The sequence below is a fragment of the Bradyrhizobium sp. HKCCYLRH2047 genome (assembly GCF_051168175.1).
Lineage (GTDB): Bacteria > Pseudomonadota > Alphaproteobacteria > Rhizobiales > Xanthobacteraceae > Bradyrhizobium.
In genome coordinates this window covers 119,264-138,665 of record NZ_JBNPUM010000013.1, presented here as the reverse complement: position 1 = coordinate 138,665, position 19,402 = coordinate 119,264, and the positions used below count along the sequence as shown (strand labels likewise).

At 66.5% G+C, this 19,402-nt stretch carries 18 protein-coding genes; 9 read left to right on the top strand and 9 right to left on the bottom strand.

The features are described from left to right. Nucleotides 1-31: 31 nt before the first annotated feature. The 3 genes from ACQR1D_RS26875 to ACQR1D_RS26865 form a co-directional block, all read right to left on the bottom strand. Nucleotides 32-2,017, bottom strand: a complete 1,986-nt coding sequence (locus ACQR1D_RS26875) for a carbohydrate porin (RefSeq protein WP_434894161.1) — start codon at nt 2,015-2,017, stop codon at nt 32-34. Between the two features lie 348 nt (nt 2,018-2,365). Continuing rightward, a complete protein-coding gene (locus ACQR1D_RS26870) occupies nt 2,366-2,647 on the bottom strand; it encodes a hypothetical protein (RefSeq protein ID WP_315752260.1) in 282 nt (93 codons plus the stop codon). Nucleotides 2,648-2,794: 147 nt separating this feature from the next. Beyond that, nucleotides 2,795-3,637 (bottom strand): creatininase family protein, encoded by an 843-nt coding sequence (locus tag ACQR1D_RS26865; RefSeq protein ID WP_410053196.1) that lies wholly within the window; start codon nt 3,635-3,637, stop codon nt 2,795-2,797. A 109-nt stretch (nt 3,638-3,746) separates the two neighbouring features. Between ACQR1D_RS26865 and ACQR1D_RS26860 the strand changes: the two genes are divergently transcribed. The 7 genes from ACQR1D_RS26860 to ACQR1D_RS26830 all read left to right on the top strand — a co-directional run bounded on the left by ACQR1D_RS26860 (nt 3,747) and on the right by ACQR1D_RS26830 (nt 10,285). Next, the gene (locus ACQR1D_RS26860) at nt 3,747-4,736 is read left to right on the top strand and encodes an ABC transporter substrate-binding protein (RefSeq protein WP_434890490.1); all 990 of its coding nucleotides are present in this window, start codon (nt 3,747-3,749) and stop codon (nt 4,734-4,736) included. A gap of 26 nt (nt 4,737-4,762) precedes the next feature. After that, nucleotides 4,763-5,560: an ABC transporter ATP-binding protein gene (locus ACQR1D_RS26855; protein ID WP_315800528.1), complete on the top strand. Its 798-nt coding sequence runs from the start codon at nt 4,763-4,765 to the stop codon at nt 5,558-5,560. A 2-nt stretch (nt 5,561-5,562) separates the two neighbouring features. After that, nucleotides 5,563-6,369, top strand: coding sequence for an ABC transporter permease (locus ACQR1D_RS26850; protein ID WP_315800527.1), 807 nt, complete (start codon nt 5,563-5,565; stop codon nt 6,367-6,369). After that, nucleotides 6,369-7,355 (top strand): 2-hydroxyacid dehydrogenase, encoded by a 987-nt coding sequence (locus tag ACQR1D_RS26845; protein WP_315800526.1) that lies wholly within the window; start codon nt 6,369-6,371, stop codon nt 7,353-7,355. Before ACQR1D_RS26850 ends, ACQR1D_RS26845 begins: the two co-directional genes overlap by 1 nt. 86 nt (nt 7,356-7,441) lie before the next feature. Further along, nucleotides 7,442-8,038 (top strand): AprI/Inh family metalloprotease inhibitor, encoded by a 597-nt coding sequence (locus tag ACQR1D_RS26840; RefSeq protein ID WP_315800906.1) that lies wholly within the window; start codon nt 7,442-7,444, stop codon nt 8,036-8,038. Between the two features lie 158 nt (nt 8,039-8,196). Next, nucleotides 8,197-9,849 carry a PAS-domain containing protein gene (locus tag ACQR1D_RS26835; protein ID WP_434838462.1) on the top strand — a complete coding sequence of 551 codons (1,653 nt, stop codon included), beginning with the start codon at nt 8,197-8,199 and terminating at the stop codon, nt 9,847-9,849. Between the two features lie 106 nt (nt 9,850-9,955). Then, entirely contained in the window at nt 9,956-10,285 is a 330-nt protein-coding gene (locus ACQR1D_RS26830; protein WP_316183137.1) for a hypothetical protein, read from the top strand. Between the two features lie 3 nt (nt 10,286-10,288). On the opposite strand, the gene ACQR1D_RS26825 is transcribed toward ACQR1D_RS26830, so the two are convergent. Further along, nucleotides 10,289-11,737, bottom strand: a complete 1,449-nt coding sequence (locus ACQR1D_RS26825; protein ID WP_434838463.1) for a PLP-dependent aminotransferase family protein — start codon at nt 11,735-11,737, stop codon at nt 10,289-10,291. A gap of 112 nt (nt 11,738-11,849) precedes the next feature. Here ACQR1D_RS26825 and ACQR1D_RS26820 point away from each other — a divergent pair, with 112 nt between their 5' ends. Further along, entirely contained in the window at nt 11,850-12,710 is an 861-nt protein-coding gene (locus ACQR1D_RS26820; RefSeq protein ID WP_434838464.1) for a DMT family transporter, read from the top strand. Between the two features lie 11 nt (nt 12,711-12,721). Here ACQR1D_RS26820 and ACQR1D_RS26815 read toward each other — a convergent pair whose 3' ends face one another. Further along, nucleotides 12,722-13,435 carry a hypothetical protein gene (locus ACQR1D_RS26815; RefSeq protein WP_434838465.1) on the bottom strand — a complete coding sequence of 238 codons (714 nt, stop codon included), beginning with the start codon at nt 13,433-13,435 and terminating at the stop codon, nt 12,722-12,724. A 90-nt stretch (nt 13,436-13,525) separates the two neighbouring features. Continuing rightward, a complete protein-coding gene (locus ACQR1D_RS26810) occupies nt 13,526-15,199 on the bottom strand; it encodes a PAS domain-containing protein (RefSeq protein ID WP_434894162.1) in 1,674 nt (557 codons plus the stop codon). Nucleotides 15,200-15,759: 560 nt separating this feature from the next. Between ACQR1D_RS26810 and ACQR1D_RS26805 the strand changes: the two genes are divergently transcribed. Continuing rightward, entirely contained in the window at nt 15,760-16,245 is a 486-nt protein-coding gene (locus ACQR1D_RS26805) for a Crp/Fnr family transcriptional regulator (protein ID WP_316183133.1), read from the top strand. A gap of 89 nt (nt 16,246-16,334) precedes the next feature. On the opposite strand, the gene radC is transcribed toward ACQR1D_RS26805, so the two are convergent. The 3 genes from radC to ACQR1D_RS26790 all read right to left on the bottom strand — a co-directional run bounded on the left by radC (nt 16,335) and on the right by ACQR1D_RS26790 (nt 19,269). Continuing rightward, on the bottom strand, nt 16,335-17,048 hold the full coding sequence (radC, locus tag ACQR1D_RS26800; RefSeq protein ID WP_434838667.1) for a RadC family protein: 714 nt from the start codon (nt 17,046-17,048) through the stop codon (nt 16,335-16,337). A 70-nt stretch (nt 17,049-17,118) separates the two neighbouring features. Next, on the bottom strand, nt 17,119-17,682 hold the full coding sequence (locus ACQR1D_RS26795) for an MAPEG family protein (protein WP_434838467.1): 564 nt from the start codon (nt 17,680-17,682) through the stop codon (nt 17,119-17,121). A 36-nt stretch (nt 17,683-17,718) separates the two neighbouring features. Continuing rightward, complete coding sequence (locus ACQR1D_RS26790; protein WP_315800518.1) at nt 17,719-19,269, bottom strand: alpha/beta fold hydrolase; 1,551 nt, start codon at nt 19,267-19,269, stop codon at nt 17,719-17,721. Between the last annotated feature and the right edge of the window lie 133 nt (nt 19,270-19,402).

Sequence of the window (19,402 nt, the reverse complement as noted above, 5' to 3'; positions counted from 1 at the left end):
CCGCAGGGCGCAACGCCTGCGCGACCGCTCCTCAGAAATCCCCGTGCAAGCGCCCCGAGAAGATCGACACCGGGCCGCGGTCGGCGTTGTAGGCGGGGTTGTTGACGAACTGGTAGTCGGCGGTGAAGGTCAGGTATTTGTTGATGGAATAGGCGTAGTAGGCCTCGATGATGCTCTCGCGCCGGTAGTTCAGCGCGCCGTCGCCGATCAAGGGGCCGAGGCCGCCGGCGGCGAGGAAGGCGCGGTGGTCGCGCGACAGGCCGTTGGTCACGCCGGCGAGGCCGATCGTGTCGTCGGGACGGCCCCAGCGGGTGCCCTTGATCGAAGTGCCCAGCGACAGGCTGTTGTCGATGTCGGTGAACGCCATGATCTCGGTCTTGCCGTTGTTCCAGCTCCAGCGCCCGAACAGGCCGACATCGTCCGTCAACGCCTGGTCGAAGCTGACGACATAGCCGTATTTGCTGCGGCCGCGCCGCGTCTGGCTGATGTCGAGATTGAGCGCAGCATCGTCGAGCGTCTCGCGATAGCTGCCGGAGAACACGCTGTTGAACCAGCCAATGGTGCGTAGGTGACCTGGCTGCGAGAACAACTGGTAGCGCGTTTCCAATTCGACGACGTAGCTGCCGCGGCGGAAGACGTTCATGTCGAAATTGTTCGAGTTCGATACGGCGTCCATGAGGAAATAACCGGTGCGCAGCGCCCAGCTCTTCTGGTTGAGCTCGGCTGTCGCGCCGTAGGTCAGTCCGAGCTTGTCGGCGGCGTAGTCGAAGGCGCCGGGCGCCCACACCGACCAGTTCATGAAGTCCTTGCGCGCATCCTTGGCGTAGGCGTTGCCGTCGAACACGTCGAGCACGGGGAATTTGCCAATCTGAAACGTCAGACGCGAGATGTCCTGCTTGCCGGAGAGCTGCAACTGGCCGCTGCCGAGCTGCTCCTGCTCGCCGCCGAAGCCGAAGGTCTGGCGCAGGAACAGGCGCGAGGTGTTGTAATGCGGATAGGGGAAGTCCGACTTCTGCGCCTCGCCGTTGGAGAAGCCGGCAAGGCCGACGGTGTTGCTGAGGCCGAAGCCCTGCAGCAGCTCGGGATTGTAGTAGACCTCGCCGCCGTCCCACAGCCGCGCATTGATGAACAGGCTGTTGCTCCAGGTCTCCTGGAACTGGCGCGCGGGTGTCAGGCTGTTGGCGCCGGTGTAGGCGGCGCGGAATGCGGGATAGCCCTGGCCGATCACGGTCGCCTGGCCGTGGATCTCCCAGCGTTCGGATTCGGGATCGGACGGATCGCTCTTGAGCTTGAGCTCGGGACCGCCGGCGAAGTCGAGCTTGCGGTTGAGCCCGACCCGCAGGGTCTGGAAGTCGAGCTGCGAATTGTAGCTGGCGCCGTTGGAAAAGCGGACGCCACCGTTCTCGAAATGGCTGTAGAGATATTCGAGGCGCCAGCTCCAATGCGGCGCAAAGCTGCGTTCGATGCCGGCGCCGGCGGCCCAGCCGAGCCGCGTCGTCAGCAGCTTCTCGGTGTCGCCGGCTGCGTTGGTGTTGATGAAGCGGCCGCCGGTCCAGGCCAGGCCGCCGGTGGCATAGACCAGCCAGTCGCCCCCGATGTAGCCGACGCGGCCGCGAGCGGTGGCGACATAGTCCCAGAGCTCCGAGACGTTCGAGCCGGGCGTGCCCAGCATCGCGACGGTGTGGTTGGAGGTGAGATAGTTCGGAAAGCTGAAATCGCCCTCGAGCCCGAGCAGCAGGCCGGAGCGGGTGACCCAATTGTAGCCGGCCTGTACGCCGCCGGTGAGGCCGCTGAACGGGCTGCCGGCGTTGGCCGTCCCGCTCGGGTCGGTCAGGGTCGCCCGGGCATGGTCACGGGTATAGCCGGCATGGACGCCGACATAGAGGCCGGTCCAGTCGAACACCGTCTGTGCCATCCGGGCCTTGACCGGCAGGTCGGCGGCAGCGGCGGAGGCGGTGAGCGAAGCGATCATGGCGCCGGCCGCGATCATCTCCCTGGTGCAGTTCGAACGGATCATGGCGGCAGATTCCCAAGGCGAGGCACACGACGACACAGGCAACGTCACAACTGATTGCCCGCGCACAGTCACGAGAAGATTACGGAGTCGACGATGTTCGATCGGAAGTGTGGACGGTACGCGGCAATTTGTGGATGATTTATGTTGCGATTAATTCGCAACAGCAAGCGCAGGGCTGGTTCATTCGGTTTCTGATTGCGGGTGTGGCGCCTGCGCAACAAAAAACCCGCCCGGGGCGGCCGGGCGGGTTGTCGAGATCGCGGATCGGGGCAGGTGGAAGCCCGGCCGTGGCGGATGGGTGAGGCGGGCCTTGGCCGTGATTGGGCGGGGCGAGGCGAACGCCCAGCATCAATAGCCGCAGGCCCTGACGCGGCCGACATACTGGCCGTAGACGTTGTACTGCGGCACCCAGCGGCAGTACCGATAGCCACCGCCGTAATAGTAGCCGTCGTTGCTGGCGGCGATGGCGCTGCCGACGACGGCGGCTCCGACGAGGCCGGCACCGACGCCCCAGCCCCAGTGATGATGGTGGAAGCCGTTGGCCGCAGCGGGCGTCGACGTCGCCGCGATGCTGCCGGTGACGGCGAGCGCGGTCAGTGCGAGGGCGGCAATCTTGGTCTTGATCGACATGGTCGAAGGCTCCTGTTTGCTATTGGGGCGGCCGGCGTCGGCCGCTTGCCAAATTGGACGGAGCCTTTTCGAAACCGGTTCGAATCGCCGGATGAGGTGCCCGGCGCCCTGAAAATTCGTTCGTTGATACAGGGGCTTGGCCTCGGTTCAGCAGCCCGGCAACGGGCCGCGGCGAAGCGTGTTCACGTCGAAGTTATCGACGTCCTCCAGCAGCGCGCAGAACGCCCGCGCGCCGTGGTCCAGCACGCGCTCGCCCTTCTCCGCCGACGCCTGCGTGGCATCGCCGACCGCACCGCTCGCATTCAGGTCCTGCGTCTGCCAGGCCATCGGCGCCGGCCGCTGCGTCGAGAGCACCTTGCAGGTGGTTTCCATTTCAGCGCCGCGCGAGGGGAAAGCGGCGATGGCATCGGTGCGCACCAGCGTGGGATGGCAGGCCAGCATGATCGAGGTCTCGACGGCGCCGCCGTGGATGCCGTGCCGCAGCTCATCGGCCGAGAACAACCCATCGGGCGCACCGAAGCGCGACCATGACGTCGTCACCACCAGCATGCGGTGATCAGCGCGCAGATCCTGCGCGACCAGGGTCATCGCAGCGCTGTTGCCGCCATGGCTGGTGACGATCACGAGCTTCCTGAGTCCAGCGCGCGCGACGCTGTCGCCGAGAGCACGCCAGCTCCGCAGCGCGACCTCCGTCGGCACGGTCAGCGTGCCCGGATAGTCGATATGCTCGGTCGAGATCCCCACGGGCTGCACCGGCAGCACCGTCACCGGCAGCGCCGGCGGCAGCAGCGCGCGGACGCGCGCGAGATAAGCCTCGGCAATGTAGACGTCAGTGCCGAGAGGCAGGTGCGGCCCATGCTGCTCGGTGGCGGCGAGCGGCAGCACCGCGATCCAGCGCGCGGTCTCGGGCGTTCCCGAGTCGGGCGCTCCAAAATCCGGCCAGTGCAGCTCGGTCCAGTCGCGGGGCGGCACGGTCATCGCGCGGGCCATTTCCTTCGTCCGTCGGGCAGGGTAGTTATCACCGATTGATCTTAGCATGTTCAGCCAGAAAGAACCGGGGAGACCAGACATGGCGCAGGCGCTTCTGTCGCGAACGTTAATGGCGGCATCGCTGGTCGTAGCCGGACTGATGTCGGCGGCTCAGGCCCAGATGCTGGACAAGGTCTCGTTCGGCACCAACTGGGTTGCCGAGGCCGAGCATGGCGGCTTCTTCCAGGCGGTCGCCGACGGCACCTACAAGCGCTACGGACTGGACGTGACGATCGTGCCGGGCGGTCCGAACGAGAACAACCGCATGCTGCTGATCTCCGGCAAGATCGAGTTCTTCATGGCCGCAAATACGCTGATGTCGTTCGACGCCGTCGCCAACAACGTGCCGGTGGTGTCGATCGCGGCGATGTTCCAGAAGGATCCGCAGGTGTTCCTGACCCATCCGGAGTCCAGGATCACCAAGCTCGAGGAGCTGAAGCCGCTGACCCTGTTCGTCTCCAAGGAAGGCATCTCCAGCTACTATCAATGGCTGAAATCGGAATACGGCTTCTCCGAGAAGAATGTCCGCCCCTACACGTTCAATCCGCAGCCCTTCATCGCTACGCCGCAGAGCGCAATGCAGGGGTATGTCACCTCGGAGCCGTTCGCGGTCGAGCGCGCCGCCGGCTTCAAGCCCGGCGTGATCCTGCTCGCGGACAACGGCTTCAACACCTATTCGACCCTGATCGAGACGCGGCGCGACCTCATCGAGAGCAAGCCGGACCTGGTGCAGCGTTTCGTCGATGCTTCGATCATCGGCTGGTACAATTACATCTACGGCGACAATTCCGCGGGCAACGCGCTGATCAAGAAGATGAACCCGGAGATGACCGATGATCTCCTTGCCTATTCGGTCGCCAAGATGAAGGAGTACGGCATCGTCGATTCCGGCGACAGCGTGGAGAAGGGCATCGGCGCCATGACGGACGAGCGCGTCGCCAGCTTCTTCGACAAGATGGTGCGGGCCGGCGTCGTCAAGTCGACGATCGACTATCGCAAGTCGTATACGCTGCGTTTCGTCAACAAGGGCGTCGGCATCGATCTCCGGCCGAAGAAGTAGGACGCTCGAGCGGCGCTTTTCAGCAAATGAGCTCACCCCCTTCGTCCGAGCGCGCCGTTGCGACCGCGGTATGCCTGCGCGGCGTCACCAAGGTGTACGAGTCCGGCGTCGCCGCGCTGGGGCCGATCGATCTGACCATCGCCAAAGGCGAATTCGTCTCGCTGCTCGGCCCCTCCGGCTGTGGCAAGTCGACGGCGCTGCGCCTGATTGCGGGTCTGGTGGCGCCAAGCGCCGGGACGGTGGATGTCGCCGCCTCGTCAGAGGCGCATCCCGGCGATCGCGTCGGCTTCGTGTTCCAGGAGCCGACCCTGATGCCCTGGACCAGCGTGCGCGACAATGTCGGCCTGCCGTTGAAGCTTGCGCGGGTGCCGGCGAGCCAGGCGCGTCCAAGGATCGATGCGGCGCTCGAGCAGGTCGGTCTCGCTGATTTTGCCGACGCCTTTCCGCGCGAACTATCCGGCGGCATGAAGATGCGCGCCTCGCTGGCGCGCGCGCTCGTCACGCACCCCGGCATCCTGCTGATGGACGAGCCGTTCGCTGCCCTCGACGAGATCACGCGCTTCCGCCTCAACAATGATCTGCTGGAGCTGTGGCGCAGGCTGAACATGACGGTCGTGTTCGTCACCCATTCGGTGTTCGAGTCGGTCTATCTGTCGCAGCGCGTGCTGGTGATGACGGCGCGACCCGGCCGGCTCAGTGCCGAGATCAGGATCGACGCTGACCAGCGCGATGATGCGTTCCGTGCCTCGCCGGCTTATGCCGATGATTGCCGCCGGGTCTCTGACGCGCTCGCACCGGCCTATACCGGAGTGCATGCGCTGTGAGCATGCAGGGTCGAGAATCGTCCCTCTCGGGCGCGCGGCTTGCGAGCCTCGCCTTTCCCGCGATCGTGTTCGTCGCTGCGATGACGGCGTGGGAGCTGGTTGTGCGCCTCAACGGCATCCAGCCCTATGTGTTGCCCGGGCCGCTGCTGGTGCTGAAGACGCTTGTCGCCGATTGGGACATTCTCGCGCAATCGCTGCTGACGACCCTGATCACGACATTCGAAGGCTTCATCGCCGCAGCGCTCGGCGGCATCGCGCTGGCGCTGTTGTTCAACCAGTCGAAATGGCTGGAATGGGCGTTGTTTCCCTATGCCGTCGTGCTGCAGGTGACACCGGTCATCGCGATTGCGCCGATGCTCCTGATCTATCTGCCGCAGCAGACGGCGGTGGTCGTGTGCGCCTGGATCGTCGGCTTCTTCCCGGTGCTGTCCAACACCGCGCTTGGCCTCAACTCGGTCGATCGCAATCTCGCCGGGCTGTTCCAGCTCTATGGCGCCTCGCGCTGGCAGACCTTGCGCTATCTGAAGCTGCCGGCGGCGCTGCCTTACATTCTCGGCGGCCTGCGCATCGCCGGCGGCCTGTCGCTGATCGGCGCGGTCGTCGCCGAGATCGCGGCGGGCAGCGCTGGTGCCGGATCCGGTCTCGCCTATCGCATCGCGGAATCCGGCTATCGTCTCAACATACCCCGCATGTTCGCAGCGCTGGTGCTGCTGTCGGTCGCCGGGATTGTCATTTATGGCTTGCTGGCGCTAGTTTCGCACCTCGTTTTACGGCGCTGGCATGAGAGCGCGCTTGGAAAGGACAACTGATGGCGGCGACTTCGTCTGACAAGATCGATGTTCTGGTCTATGGGCCGCTGCGGCCGATCCTGGAAAAAGGATTCCCGGACAGCTTCAACGTGCACCATGCGACGACGCAGGCCGATCTCGAAGCGCTGCCGGCGGACGTGAAGGGCCGGATCCGCGGCATCGCCGTGACCTTCCACACCGTGAAGACCGACGCCGCCGTGATGGCGATGCTGCCGAAGCTCGAGATGATCGCAAGCTTCGGCGTCGGCTACGACCACATCGCAGCCGCGCACGCCGGACAGCACGGCATCATCGTCACCAACACACCGGACGTGCTGACCGAGGAGGTCGCCGACGTGGCGCTCGGGCTCCTGATCGCGACGTGCCGCGAATTCATCAAGGCCGATCGCTTCGTTCGTTCGGGGGAGTGGAGCGAGAAGCCCTATCCGCTCAGCGTCGGCTCGCTGCGCGACCGCACCGTTGGCATGGTCGGCATGGGCCGCATCGGCCAGGCGATCGCGCGCCGGCTCGAAGCGTCGCTCGTCCCCGTCGTCTATCACTCGCGCAACCCGGCGGCGGGCGTCGCCAACAAACACTATCCCGACCTGCTCGCGATGGCCAAGGACGTCGACACGCTGGTCGTCATCGTGCCTGGCGGTGCCGGCACCAACAAAATCGTCAACGCCGAGGTGCTGAAGGCACTCGGACCGCGCGGCGTCGTCGTCAACGTCGCCCGCGGCTCGGTCATCGACGAGCAGGCTCTGGTCGAAGCGCTGAAGTCCGGCACGATTCTCGCCGCCGGCCTCGACGTGTTCGAGAAGGAGCCAGCGGTGCCGGACGCGCTCAAGGCGATGGACAATGTCGTGCTGCTGCCACACATCGGCTCGGCTGCCATCGTAACCCGCAACGCAATGGATCAGCTGGTGGTCGACAACCTCAAGGTCTGGTTTGCCGGCAAGCCGCCGCTGACGCCCGTTCCGGAAACGCCGGTGAAAGGTCGCCGATGAAACGTCTGCTCCCATTGCTGATCGCGCTGCTGTCGGTGGCGGGCGTCCCTGTCGTCGCACAAGACGCCGCCAGCCTGAAGAAGGCGATGATCGGGCAGTGGGAGCTCGCGACCACCGAGCGCAGCAAGACCTGCGTCGTGACCCTGAAGCCGGACGTCGCGCCGCGCGGGCAGAAGCTCGAGCTGGAGCCGAGCTGCGCCACGGCGCTGCCCTTCACCAAGGACATCGCCGGCTGGAACGTGAAGGGCCTCGACATCGTCAGCCTCCAGGCCGCCAATGGCGAGGCGGTGATCGATTTCACCGAGGTCGAGGCCGGCATCTTCGAAGGCCTGCGTCAGGGCGAGGGCGTCTACATCCTGCAGAACCTGGCGGCGGCGCGGTCGCTGGCGAAATCCATGGACCAGATGATCGGCGACTGGGCCATGGTCCGCGGCAACGGCGCCACGATCTGCAGCCTGGTGCTGACCAACAACGACGCCGGCAATGATAATTTCCAGGTGTTCGTGAAGCCGAAATGCGATCCCGCCGTCGCGGCGTTCGCACCGAGCCAATGGCGGCTCGAGCATGGCCAGATGATGCTGATGTCGGACCGTGGCGAGACCTGGCGGTTCGAAGCGGACGACAATGCGCAGTGGCGGCTCGTGCCCGACAGCGCCAATCCGCTGATCATGCTCAGGCAGTAGACGACACGCGCGCTGCTGAGCGTCCCTGCCCCGCGGCAGTCAGGCCTCGTCCGGCATCGGACTTGGTTAACGATTGGTTGCGTGCCTGTTCCACCAATCGGAACTTGTTGTTTACGCATCTTGCGTCTGATGGTTGCGCTTCATCGAGGGAGCCCGCCATGCGTGAGCTATTGCGCCGGTTCAACAGGTCGCTGCCGTCGTTCAGCCTGAACGACAAGATCTCGGCGGCTGCGGCCGCATTCGCCGTCCTGGTGATGCTGTCCACTTTGGGCGCGCTGTCGGCGCTGCGCGAGCAGCGCCTGTTCTACGACCGACTCGAAGCGCTTGCCGCGGCGTCCCGCAACACCGAGCGGACCAACGCGCTGATCTACGCAGTCGTGATGGAATCGCGCGGCATCTACATGTCGGCGGACCGCACCGTCGCGCGGCGCTATGCCGATGCGCAGCTCGTGAAGCTGGCGCAGCTGAGCAAGGTGGTGGAGGAGTGGGAAGCCCAGGTCGCCGACGGTGACGCCGCGCTGTTCGCCCCATTCAAGAAGCGGATCGAACAATTCGTCGCATTCCGCACCGAGATGGCGCGGCAGACGATTTCGGTCGGATCGTCCGCGGCGCGCGAGCTCGGCGACAATGACGAGAATCGCGCGGTGCGCACCGCGCTCAACGAGGACCTCGAGAAATTGTCGCGGCTCTATGCCGACCGCACCCGCGAGCTCGGCGAGACGGCCGATGCGCGCGGCATGGCCGCGTTCTATCTGGGGGCGCTCGGAGCGGTGATCATCACGCTGATCGCGGCCGCGGCGCTGGCGCTGCGCCGGGGCGTGCTGATGCCGCTGCTCGACATCGCCCGCGTCACCGACCGCATCGCCGCCGGCCGCATCAAGCTCAAGATTCCGCACGCGCGGCGCCATGACGAGATCGGACGGGTCGCGCAGGCCGTCGCGACCTATCAGGACGGTGCATTCCGCCTGCATGAGCTCGAGCAGCACGAGGTCGAGATCGAGCGCCAGTACACCGACATCCTGCGCCAGCACGAGCAGCTCGAGCAGGGCGCGATCAGCAGCCAGCAGCGGCTCGATGCGGCGGTCGCCAACATGGCCCAGGGCCTGATCATGCTCGACAGCTTCGGCTACGTGCTGATGGTCAACGACCAGTTCCGCAGGCTATACAACGTTCCAGCTTCGATCGCAAAACCCGGTGCACATGTGCGCGAGATCCTCGCGCATCGCGCCAAGGTCGGTCTGCTGCGGGAGAAGCCGTCGGAATATCTCGCCGCGCTCCGCGAGCGCATGAAGGAGCGCCGGGCCGAGATCTTCGAGGTCGAGCTCGCCGACGGCCGCATCATCCGCATCTCGGAACGCCCTGTGGATGGCGGCGGCTGGATCGCCACGCACGAGGACTTCACCGCGCAGCGCCGGGCCGAGCGCAAGCTCGCGCGCGCCGAATACTTCCTCGCCGCACTGCTCGAGAACATCCCGCAGGCGGTGCTGGCCAAGGAGGCGCAGTCGCTGCGTTACATGTTCGTCAATCGCGCCGCCGAGCGTCTGTTCGGCGTGCCACGCACGGACATCATCGGCCGCACGCCGGCCGAGCTGTTCTCCCCGCCGACCGGCGCGATCCTCGAGGAAGCCGCCCGCGAACAGCTCGCAGGGCGCGGCGACGATGAGCCGCGAGCCCATAGCATTCTCACGCCCGGAAACGGTCCGCGCGACATCGTCGTGCGCCGGCTGCCAGTCTCGATCGGTGAGGGCGAGCCGAAATATCTGCTCAGCATCATCGAGGACCGCACGCAGGATCAGCGCGCGGCAGCATGATGCGTCACTGGCAACGTCCGGGATTCCCCCGCCTTGACGTCGCCTTGATCTGCATCAAGAACGGCCTCGCCGGGTGGAATAGCGTGCCCGAAACGGAGACCTGTTCATGATCCGACGTCTGGGGATTCCTTTCGCCACCCGCCTTGGCGCTGCCGCGCTGCTCATGCTTTCGGTCGCAGCGCCGCTGCATCAAGCTGCCGCGCAGGACGCGCTGGGTGGCGCCATCCTCGGCGGCGCCGGCGGCGCGATTCTGGGCGGCGCGATCGGCGGCGGCCGTGGTGCTGCGATCGGCGCGGTGATCGGGGCCGGCACCGGAGCTGCCATCGCGGCCGACGGCGAGCGCCGTCGTGGCGGTTATTATTCCTATCGCAACGGCTGCTATCTGCAACGCGGCGACGGCTCCTGGGTTCGCGCGCATCCGCGCTACTGCTACTAAGCCTTATCCGTCGGCCGAATTGGCCGCTTGGCCGCGCGATGAACGCGCGGCCGGCGACTTGGTTGCGCGCTCCAGCACCTGGATGACGCGCGGATCCTCGCAATGCGCGACGTTGAAGCGCATCATCGTCGCGGCGGATTGCGCCGCGCTGAAGACGTCGCCGGGCGCGAGCACCACGTGTTCGTCGAGCGCGGCCTGGGCCACCTCGATCGCCGTACGGCCGTCCGGCAACCTGCACCACAGATGAAAGCCGCCGCGTGGCATCAGCCATGGAGCGATGCCGATGCGCTGCAGCCGTGCCGCCACGCGCGGTCGCGCTCGCGCAAGCCGTGCGCGCAGCTCCTCGACGTGCTTGCGGTAGCTGCCGCTGGTCAGCACCTGGGTCAACGTCTCCGCGGCGAATTGTCCGGGACCGCCGAAGCCGGTCGCGATCTGCAGGTCGATCAGCGGTTCGATCCAGTCCGCGCGCGCCGCGATGTAGCCGCAGCGCACCGAGGCCGACAGCGTCTTGGAGAAGCTGCCGACCAGGATCACCCGCGCAAGCCCGTCGAGCGCGGCGAGCCGCGGTGACGGCGCGGGTTCGAAATCGCCGTAGATGTCGTCCTCGACGATGATGGTGTCATGCGCTGACGCGGCGTTGAGCAGCCGATGCGCCGTCTGCAGCGACAGCGTCGCCCCGGTCGGATTGTGCAGACCGGAATTGGTGATGTAGAGCCGCGGGCGCTCGGCCGCGAGCACTGCCTCGAACCGGGCGATGTCGGGGCCGCCCGGCGTCATCGGCACGCTGACGATCCGCGCCTGATGCGCGCGCAGCAGGGCGAGGAAGTTGAAGTAGCAGGGATCGTCGACCAGCACGGCGTCGCCGGGACGCAGCAGCATGCGGCAGATCAGGTCGATCGCCTGCGTGCCGGACGAGGTCAGCACCAGTTGCTCGCTGAACGCGTCGATGCCGATAGTGGCAAGGCGGCCCTGCAGCAGCCGCCGTAGCGCCGCCGATCCGCGCGCCGCGCCGTAGTCGCTCAGCACCGGCCCGCCGCCGCGCGCCAGCGCGCGGACCGCGCGCCGCAGCGCGTCCTGTGGCATCCACTCGGCCGGCAGCCAGCCGCAGCCGGGCGTCAGCGTTCCCGGCCCGGCGTCGAGCGACTGCCGCGACACCCAGAACGGGTCGACCCCGCGCGGACGGCGCGGCTCGCGATCGCCGAGGGCCAGCGGCGGCAGCGCCGTATCGGCGACATAGAAGCCGGAGCCGCGCCGGGCGCGGATCACGCCTTCCGCGGCAAGTCGGTCATAGGCCTCGACGACCGTGGCTGGCGAGACCCCCATCGCCGCGGCGAAGGCGCGGATCGAGGGCAGACGCTGGCCGGCGCTGAGCGCGCGCGTCGCCAAGCGCTGCCGGATCGCATCGACCACGGCGATGGTCCGCGTGCCGCCCCGGCGGGAATCGCGCGTCACTTCTCCCAAGTGTGTCGCCCTTTGCACCAATACAGATTGTGGAAATTGTATCGGTCTGTCGCTGCCGCAACAAGCCTGGTCGGGCTATGGGATCTGCGAGGAGGAGCCGTGCATGAAGGGATCGATCGAAGGCTGGGGGAACGGCATCGTCGGCATGACGATCTTCAGCGGCTCGCTGCCGGCGACGCGGGCGGCACTGGAGGGTTTTTCGCCGCTGTTCCTGACCGGCGCACGCGCGACGCTCGCGGCCGTGCTGGCCGCGCTTTGTCTCATGCTGCTGCGTCAGCCGCTCCCCGGCCGGCGCGATCTGGTGTCGCTGGCAGTCGTGTCGCTCGGTGTCGTCATCGGCTTTCCGCTGCTCACCGCTCTGGCGCTCCAGCACATCACCTCGGCCCATGCGATCGTGTTCGTTGGTCTGCTGCCGTTGTCGACCGCCTTGTTCGGCGTGCTGCGCGGCGGCGAGCGGCCGCGGCCGTTGTTCTGGCTGTTCGCTGCGCTCGGGGCTGCGGCGGTCTCGGGCTTCGCCCTGTCGCAGGATGGCGTCGCGTCGCCGATCGGCGATCTCGCGATGATCGCCGCGATCATCGTCTGCGGCCTGGGCTATGCCGAGGGCGCCATGCTCACGCGCCGGCTCGGCGGCTGGCAGGTGATCTCGTGGGCGCTGCTGCTGTCCGCGCCGCTGATGCTGCTGATGGCGGTGCTGACGCTGCCCGCCGCATCCCGTGACATCACGGCCGCGGCGTGGCTGGGCCTCGCCTATGTCTCCGTCTTCAGCATGTTCGTCGGCTTCGCCTTCTGGTACCGCGGGCTCGCCCGTGGCGGCACTGCGACGGTGGGCCAACTGCAACTGCTGCAGCCCTTCCTTGGCCTCGGTTTCGCGAGCCTGCTGCTGCATGAGCCGGTGTCGGCAACGATGATTGCCGCAGCCGGAATCGTCGTCGTCTGCGTGGCGATGGCGCGCCGCTGGGCGTAAGCCGTCGGCGGCTATTTGCGATGATAGAGTCCGGTGAAGCTGACGCCGGCGCCGCCGCAATCATTGTTGTCCTCGACCAGCAGAAGCGCGCCGATTCGCTGCAGGCGCACGCGGCACTCGTCGCCGGCATTCGGCCGCTCGAACGGCGTGCTGCCGTCGTCGACAAAGGCAATGAGGCCGCCCTTCGGCTCTGCCGTGGCGCCGAGCGATCCATTGCGCAACTCGCGCCCGGCCGGCAGCACCTGATCGCCTTCGATCCGGAGCCGGTTGCCGGCCTCTTTCCTGATCGTCAGCCCCCCTCCAGGGTGCTCCCAGCTTCCGGTCCAGTCGGCCGTCGCCGGCGCGGCCATCGGCTCGACGGCGGTGAGGGCCGCGCGCGGCAACCAGCCGGTGGTCCAGATCTGTGCCTTCGCATGCGGCTGCTGGTAGCTGACGCAGACGAAAGCGCCGCGGGTCCTGCCGACCAGCACGAGGTCGTCGCGGACGAGGTAAGCCTTCTTCCGGCAGGCGTCGGTCGCAGCGGGACAGCTGGCGGCCTTGAAGTCGTCGTCATAGGGGCTCTTGACGAAGTTCACCCGCGGCTGGCCGCTCACTTTGGCCACGACGAGCGGCCGCGCATCATCCCAGCCGACGCCATTGCAATTGGCGGGATCGTTGGCGTCGTAGGCGGCGGCCGCCGTGAGGGGCAGGACGCCCAGGATCAGTCCGATGAAGGCCGCGCGCATCCGTCGTTCCTCTCCACGCTTCGCCAGCATTAGCCGGCGCGGGAAGACGGCCGGTTCAAACCGGCCCGACGTTTCGTCTATCCCGCTCGTCTATCCCGCGGCGATCTTGGCGGCTTCGCTCGCCGCGCGCTGCATGCTGTTCGACATCTCGGTCGTCACCGTGCTCTGCTCCTCGACGGCTGCCGCCGTCGAGGTCACATACTCGCTCACATTGTGAATGGCCTGCTTGATCTCGCCGAGCGCCAGCACCACCTCGCCCGAGATGTTGTTGAGACCTTCGATCTCCTGCCCGATCTTGTCGGTGGCGTGCTTGGCCTGATTGGCGAGGCTCTTCACCTCGGAGGCCACGACGGCGAAGCCGCGTCCGGCCTCGCCGGCGCGGGCGGATTCGATCGTCGCGTTCAGTGCCAGCAGATTGATCTGCCCGGTGATGTTGTCGATCATCTCGACGATGCCGCTCATCGCTTGCGTCGCGGCGGAGAGATGCTGCGCCTGGGTGTCCGCCGCCCCGACGCGATCGACTGCGCCCATCGCGGTTTCCCGCGACTTGGTCATGGCCTCGGAGATCTCGCGCACGGAGGCGTTGAGCTCCTCGGCGCCGGCCGCAACCGATTCCATCATGCCGCGCACGCGCTCGTTGCCCATTCGCACCAGAACCTGCTTCGTGACGTCGGTCGCGTATTTGACGACCTTGAACGGCCTGCCGTTCAGATCGAGGATCGGATTGTACGACGCCTGGATGTAGACCTCCCTGCCGCCCTTTCCGATCCGCTTGTATTCGCCGGCCTGATATTCGCCTCGGTTGAGCTTGGCCCAGAAGTCGCGATAGCCGGCGCCGTCGCGCTCGATTGGCTCGACGAACATGCTGTGGTGCTTGCCGCTGATTTCGCCGAGTGCATAGCCGAGCGCGGCCAGGAAATTGTCGTTCGCCGTGATCACCGTGCCGTCCATGTTGAACTCGATCACCGCCTGCGACTTTCCGATCGCCGCAATCTGGCCGGCCAGATCGGCGGTCTTCAGCTTCGCGGCCGTGACGTCGGTCGCGAACTTGACCACCGCGAACGGCTTGCCCCGCTCGTCGAGGATCGGATTGTAGGACGCGAGAATCCGGACCTCCTTGCCGTTCTTGCCGAGCCGCTTGTACTCGGCCGCCTGGTATTCGCCGCGATTGAGCTTGGCCCAGAAGTCGCGATAGGCCGCGCTGTCGCGCTCGGCGGGCTCGACGAACATGCTGTGGTGCTTGCCCTGGATTTCCCGCAACTCATAACCCATGACCTTCAGGAAGTTTTCGTTGGCCGTGGTGACCGTGCCGTCCATGTTGAACTCGATCACGGCCTGAGAGAAGTCGAGCGCGGCGATCTTGCCACTGTCCTTGAGGTGGGCGATCTTCTTGGCCGTGATGTCGATGGCGATCTTGACGATCTTGCAGGGCTTGCCCTTGGCGTCGAGAACCGGATTGTACGAGGCTTCGATCCAAACCTCGCGGCCGCCCTTGCCGATCCGCTTGAATTCCGCAGCCTGGAAGTCTCCCTTGTTCAACGCGGCCCAGAACGCGCGATAGTCCGCGCTCTCGCGCTGATCCGCGGGCACGAACATCGAATGATGCTTGCCCTGAATCTCCTCGAGACGGTAGCCAAGTGCGTCGAGAAAGTTCTTGTTCGCCGTTCGGATAGTGCCGTCCATGTCGAATTCGATCATGGCTTGGGAGCGGCTGATGGCAGCGAGTTGAGCCTCTGCGCCTCCAGCGGTCTTGCGAGCGAACATCGAGCGGAGTCCTTCCAGATGGGAGCGAATTCGATGATGGTATTTGCGGGTTGTTAGCTGTACGCATCTACCGGCGGCAGAGAAGGGGACGGCTCGAACGAACGACCTGCCGTCGAACCTTCCGGCACACTGAACTAATTCAGCCGACAGCATCTCGGCTCTTAGCAGGGGAGATTCGCGTCGTTCGCGAGCCAGCTAACATCGACGAAAGTGGCGAAATCTTCTTAAGATTTGCGCTTCGGCGTTTAACGAATGTTATGCACTTGTGCTCGGGATCGTTCCTGATTTAATGCTGCCGTGATGCGCACAGAGAAGCGCCCCTGATGGGGAGACAGGACATCGGACCGCCGACGAGATGTGCCTCTTGTCCTGCCAGCGACAAGGGATTTTGCGGAGCTATCTTTGCGTCGTGCGGCGATCGAGCGGCTTTCAAGGAGCTGGATCAACGCTTCTTCACGGTCGCGGCCGGCCATCCCGTAGGAACCGACTCGGACATCATCGTCCTCTGCAGTGGATGGGCGTTCCGCTATCTGCCGTTCAGCGACGGCAGGCGGCAGATCGTGAAGTTCCTGTTCACGGGAGATTTTGCGTCCGTCCGGATGATCTTCTCGAACGTGCCGTCGCGCGCGGATTTTTCCGTCAAGTCGCTCTCGGATGTCCAAGTTTGCGCTTTCCACGCCGGCGCCTTGCGCAGGAAGTGCCTGACTGATCCCTCCCTGGTGGCGCTCGGGTTCGAGCTGCTCTTGCAGGAGAGGTCGGACGCGTATGAGCTCGCGAGCGTTCTGGGACAGCGCCCCGCCGAAGGCCGGATCGCCTTTCTCATTCTCAGCCTGATGAGACGGGCTAACGCGGGCCGGCTCGATCAATCTCGAAGATATTCGCTGCCGCTGCGCCAGCAGCACATCGCCGACACGGTCGGCCTTACCACCGTTCACGTCAGCCGCATCCTGGCGCAGTTTCGCGATCGTGGCATGCTGACGATCAGCGAGGGCAGCATCATCGTGCACGACCTGCCGGCGCTCGAGGACGCGGGTGCGCTGACATAGCCTGAGCCGCCTTCGCCGTACGAGGCATCGCAAATGCCGCTCGGAGCTGCGCCGCCGTCGGGCAGGAGGTCATCGCATCCGCGTAGCCTTCACATCACCCCGATGCTCTTCAGGCTGGTGTGGCCGTTCTTGCCGACGATGATGTGGTCGTGAACCGTGATTCCCAGCGGCTTGGCGATCTCCACGATCGTCTTGGTCATCCGGATGTCGGCCTGTGACGGCGTCGGATCGCCCGAGGGATGGTTGTGCACCAGGATGATCGCGGTGGCCGACAATTCGAGCGCCCGCTTGATCACCTCGCGTGGATAGACCGGCGTATGATCGACGGTGCCGGTCTGCTGCACCTCGTCGGCGATCAGCTGATTGCGCTTGTCGAGAAACAACAGCCTGAACTGCTCCTTGTCGGCGAACGCCATGCTGGTGCGGCAATAGGTGATGACGTCCTGCCAGGACGCCAGCGCGTGCTTCTGCCGCACCTCGCCCCTGGCGATGCGGTGCGCGGCGGCGGCGATCAGCTTGAGCTGGGTGATCGAGGCGTCGCCGACGCCGTCGATCTCGCGCAGCCGCGGCTCCGGCGCGTGGATCACCTCGGCGAACGATCCGAACGTCTTCAGCAGCGCCTTCGCCAGCGGCTTGACGTCGCGCCGCGGCAGCGCGGCGAACAGCACCATCTCCAGCAGCTCGTAGTCGTTGAGCGCGTCGGGGCCGGCGCTGTGAAAGCGCTCGCGCAGCCGCTGCCGGTGGCCGTGATAGTGCGGCGTGTCCGGCGGCGTATCGTTGGGAGGAGGGGCTTTCTCGGGCATCGGCGTCAGCATGCCGTGATGCCGCATTTTTGCAACCTCGAAGTGCTCGCGCGCCATGGGGCGCGCCTTGCTAGGCCGCGCGTCCCGTCAGCACGACGGCGAGGCCGACGATGAGCGAAAACGCTGTGGGATAGAAGGTGAGCGCAAAGCCGAAGGCGCGGCCCGCCGCGCCCCAGGCATAGCCGAGCCAGAACAGCAGCCGCCCGAGGCCGAACAGGATCACGAGCGTGAGCAGCAGCGGCGCGGGATGAGGCAGCGTCGCCGCCAGGCCGAGATGCACCGTGACCGCGAGCGCGGCCTGCTCCAGCGTGTTCTGCAGGATCGCATTTCCCCTGCGGACCGCATCGCTCGCGACCGTGGTCGCGCTGCCGGCGATGTCCTGGGCCGAGAAGAAGCGCAGCCGGGCGACATTGCCGATCGCGGCGAGCAGCCAGACGATCACGAACAGATCGAGCCGCAGCGCGATGGCGAGGCGCTCTGCGGCGGGCTCCGCAGGGCCGTCGCCTCGCCACAGCGCGACGCCGATGGCCGCGATCGCGATCAGCGCGGCTGCGGCCATGCCGGCGGCGACCTGGGTCTGCTCGCGATGGAATGCTGCATCCTCGGCCATCGCGATCGAGTCCTCCTGGGGCACCGGACGACGTCCATTTTGCCAGTCCGGCGATCCTGCTTACAATGGCAGACCGCGGAGGAAGGCTTCGATGCTGGCGAGGACGGGCCTCTGGTCGCCGGCGAACATCCAATGGTCGGCGCCGTCGAGCTCGACGAAACGTGCGTGGCGGATCTGGCCGGCGAGATGCCGCCCGGCCCCGACGACCACTGCGCGATCGTGGCGACGGTGCAGCACCAGGGTCGGTGCGGATATCCGTGCGAGCAGGTGGCGCACGTCCATATCGCTGAAGGCTTCGAGCAGGCCCTTGATGGCGCCGGGGCTGGATGCTGCGCGAAGCAGTCCGGCCCACCAGGCGCGCGCCTGGGGATCGCCGGCCAGGCTCGGCGCGAACGTCTCGATGCCGGCCGGTCCGCCCCATCCGGCCACGAGCTGCCGCAGCCAGATGCCGTACTGGCCGGCCTGCAGCGCATGCGGATAGTCGGCCGCAGCGCTGCCCTTGGCGAGCGAGGCGAACAGGATCAGCCCGGCGACACGTTCGGGATGGTCGGCCGCGAAGGTGATGCAGGCCGGTCCGCCTTCGGAGGCGCCGAGCAGCACCGTGCGCCGGCTGCCGGCGGCGTCGAGCACGGTCGCGATGTCGCGCGCGGTCGCCTCGACGCTCGGGCTGAAACCGACCCGGTCGGAGAGCCCGATGCCGCGGCGGTCGAACAGGATCAGACGGCCGATTCTGGCGAGCGCGGACAGCAAGGCCCGGCAGCGCGGCTCCTCCCAGATCCGTTCGACATGCGAGACGAAGCCGGGCAGCAGCAGAATGTCCAGCGGACCGGCGCCGTAGGTCTGATAGGCGAGATGAACGCCGTCGCCGAGGACATAGCGCGTCGGCGGCGCGCTTTCGCCGTGGGCCGCGACGCCCTGCGCCAGCAGCGCCAGCGTCTCCGCCTCGGGGGGCACGCCGAGCTCGTCGCGCAGCCGCTGTGTCAGGGCGCCGAGATGGCGCTCGGCGGCGGCGCGGTCGCCGGCCAGCAGCAGGCTGCGGATCAGGGCGCGGCCATAGACCTCGCTGAGCGGATCGAACGCGACGAGGCGTGCGGCATGGACCGTGGCGGCGCCATGATCACCGGCCGCGCTTCGGTCCTGCACCACGCGCTCCAGCGCCTGGACTGCCCGGCCGCGCAGGGCTTCACGCCGGAAGAACGCCCATTCCTCGAACTGCGGACAGTCGCCGGGCGTGAAGCCGTCCAGGAAGTCGCCGGAATAGAGGCGGCAGGCCAGCTCGAATTCGCCGCGGTCGCAGGCCGTTTCGAACAACCCCGAGTCGACCTCCAGCTCGACCGCGGCGGCCCATCGAACCGTCGCGCGATCGATGGTGAGGCAGCCGTCGCCGAGCGTGAGCTGGAGCCGGTGCAGCAGGCGGCGCAGCCTTGCGCGCGCCACCTCTTCCGAACTCTCGGGCCAGAGCATCGTCGCCAGCACGTCCCGCGCGACGGGGCCTTTGGCTTCCGCCAGATAGACCAGCAGGGCGAGGCCCTTGCGCAGCGCCAGCGGGCATGGCTGACCGTCGCGATGCAGCTCGGGGAAGCCAAATGTCCGGACGCGGAACTGAACCATCGGGATGCGACCTGCATGGCTGCGTCCAGGGGACGCTCGGGGGACGGTCGATTGGTAAGGGCTCAGGCTCGCACGAGACGTGACCGATCCCAGGATCGGGCGTCTCGATCACGGCCATGCCGTCCTCGATGCA

What these genes read in the sequence shown, in the direction of transcription:
- ACQR1D_RS26860 (WP_434890490.1), top strand. Translation starts at nt 3,747, where the DNA reads ATGGCGGCATCGCTGGTCGTAGCCGGACTGATGTCGGCGGCTCAGGCC.
- ACQR1D_RS26835 (WP_434838462.1), top strand. Translation starts at nt 8,197, where the DNA reads ATGCGTGAGCTATTGCGCCGGTTCAACAGGTCGCTGCCGTCGTTCAGC.
- ACQR1D_RS26850 (WP_315800527.1), top strand. Translation starts at nt 5,563, where the DNA reads ATGCAGGGTCGAGAATCGTCCCTCTCGGGCGCGCGGCTTGCGAGCCTC.
- ACQR1D_RS26845 (WP_315800526.1), top strand. Translation starts at nt 6,369, where the DNA reads ATGGCGGCGACTTCGTCTGACAAGATCGATGTTCTGGTCTATGGGCCG.
- radC (WP_434838667.1), bottom strand. Translation starts at nt 17,048, where the DNA reads ATGCCCGAGAAAGCCCCTCCTCCCAACGATACGCCGCCGGACACGCCG.
- ACQR1D_RS26855 (WP_315800528.1), top strand. Translation starts at nt 4,763, where the DNA reads ATGAGCTCACCCCCTTCGTCCGAGCGCGCCGTTGCGACCGCGGTATGC.
- ACQR1D_RS26830 (WP_316183137.1), top strand. Translation starts at nt 9,956, where the DNA reads ATGATCCGACGTCTGGGGATTCCTTTCGCCACCCGCCTTGGCGCTGCC.
- ACQR1D_RS26875 (WP_434894161.1), bottom strand. Translation starts at nt 2,017, where the DNA reads ATGATCCGTTCGAACTGCACCAGGGAGATGATCGCGGCCGGCGCCATG.
- ACQR1D_RS26865 (WP_410053196.1), bottom strand. Translation starts at nt 3,637, where the DNA reads ATGGCCCGCGCGATGACCGTGCCGCCCCGCGACTGGACCGAGCTGCAC.
- ACQR1D_RS26810 (WP_434894162.1), bottom strand. Translation starts at nt 15,199, where the DNA reads ATGTTCGCTCGCAAGACCGCTGGAGGCGCAGAGGCTCAACTCGCTGCC.
- ACQR1D_RS26790 (WP_315800518.1), bottom strand. Translation starts at nt 19,269, where the DNA reads ATGGTTCAGTTCCGCGTCCGGACATTTGGCTTCCCCGAGCTGCATCGC.
- ACQR1D_RS26840 (WP_315800906.1), top strand. Translation starts at nt 7,442, where the DNA reads ATGATCGGGCAGTGGGAGCTCGCGACCACCGAGCGCAGCAAGACCTGC.
- ACQR1D_RS26820 (WP_434838464.1), top strand. Translation starts at nt 11,850, where the DNA reads ATGAAGGGATCGATCGAAGGCTGGGGGAACGGCATCGTCGGCATGACG.
- ACQR1D_RS26870 (WP_315752260.1), bottom strand. Translation starts at nt 2,647, where the DNA reads ATGTCGATCAAGACCAAGATTGCCGCCCTCGCACTGACCGCGCTCGCC.
- ACQR1D_RS26815 (WP_434838465.1), bottom strand. Translation starts at nt 13,435, where the DNA reads ATGCGCGCGGCCTTCATCGGACTGATCCTGGGCGTCCTGCCCCTCACG.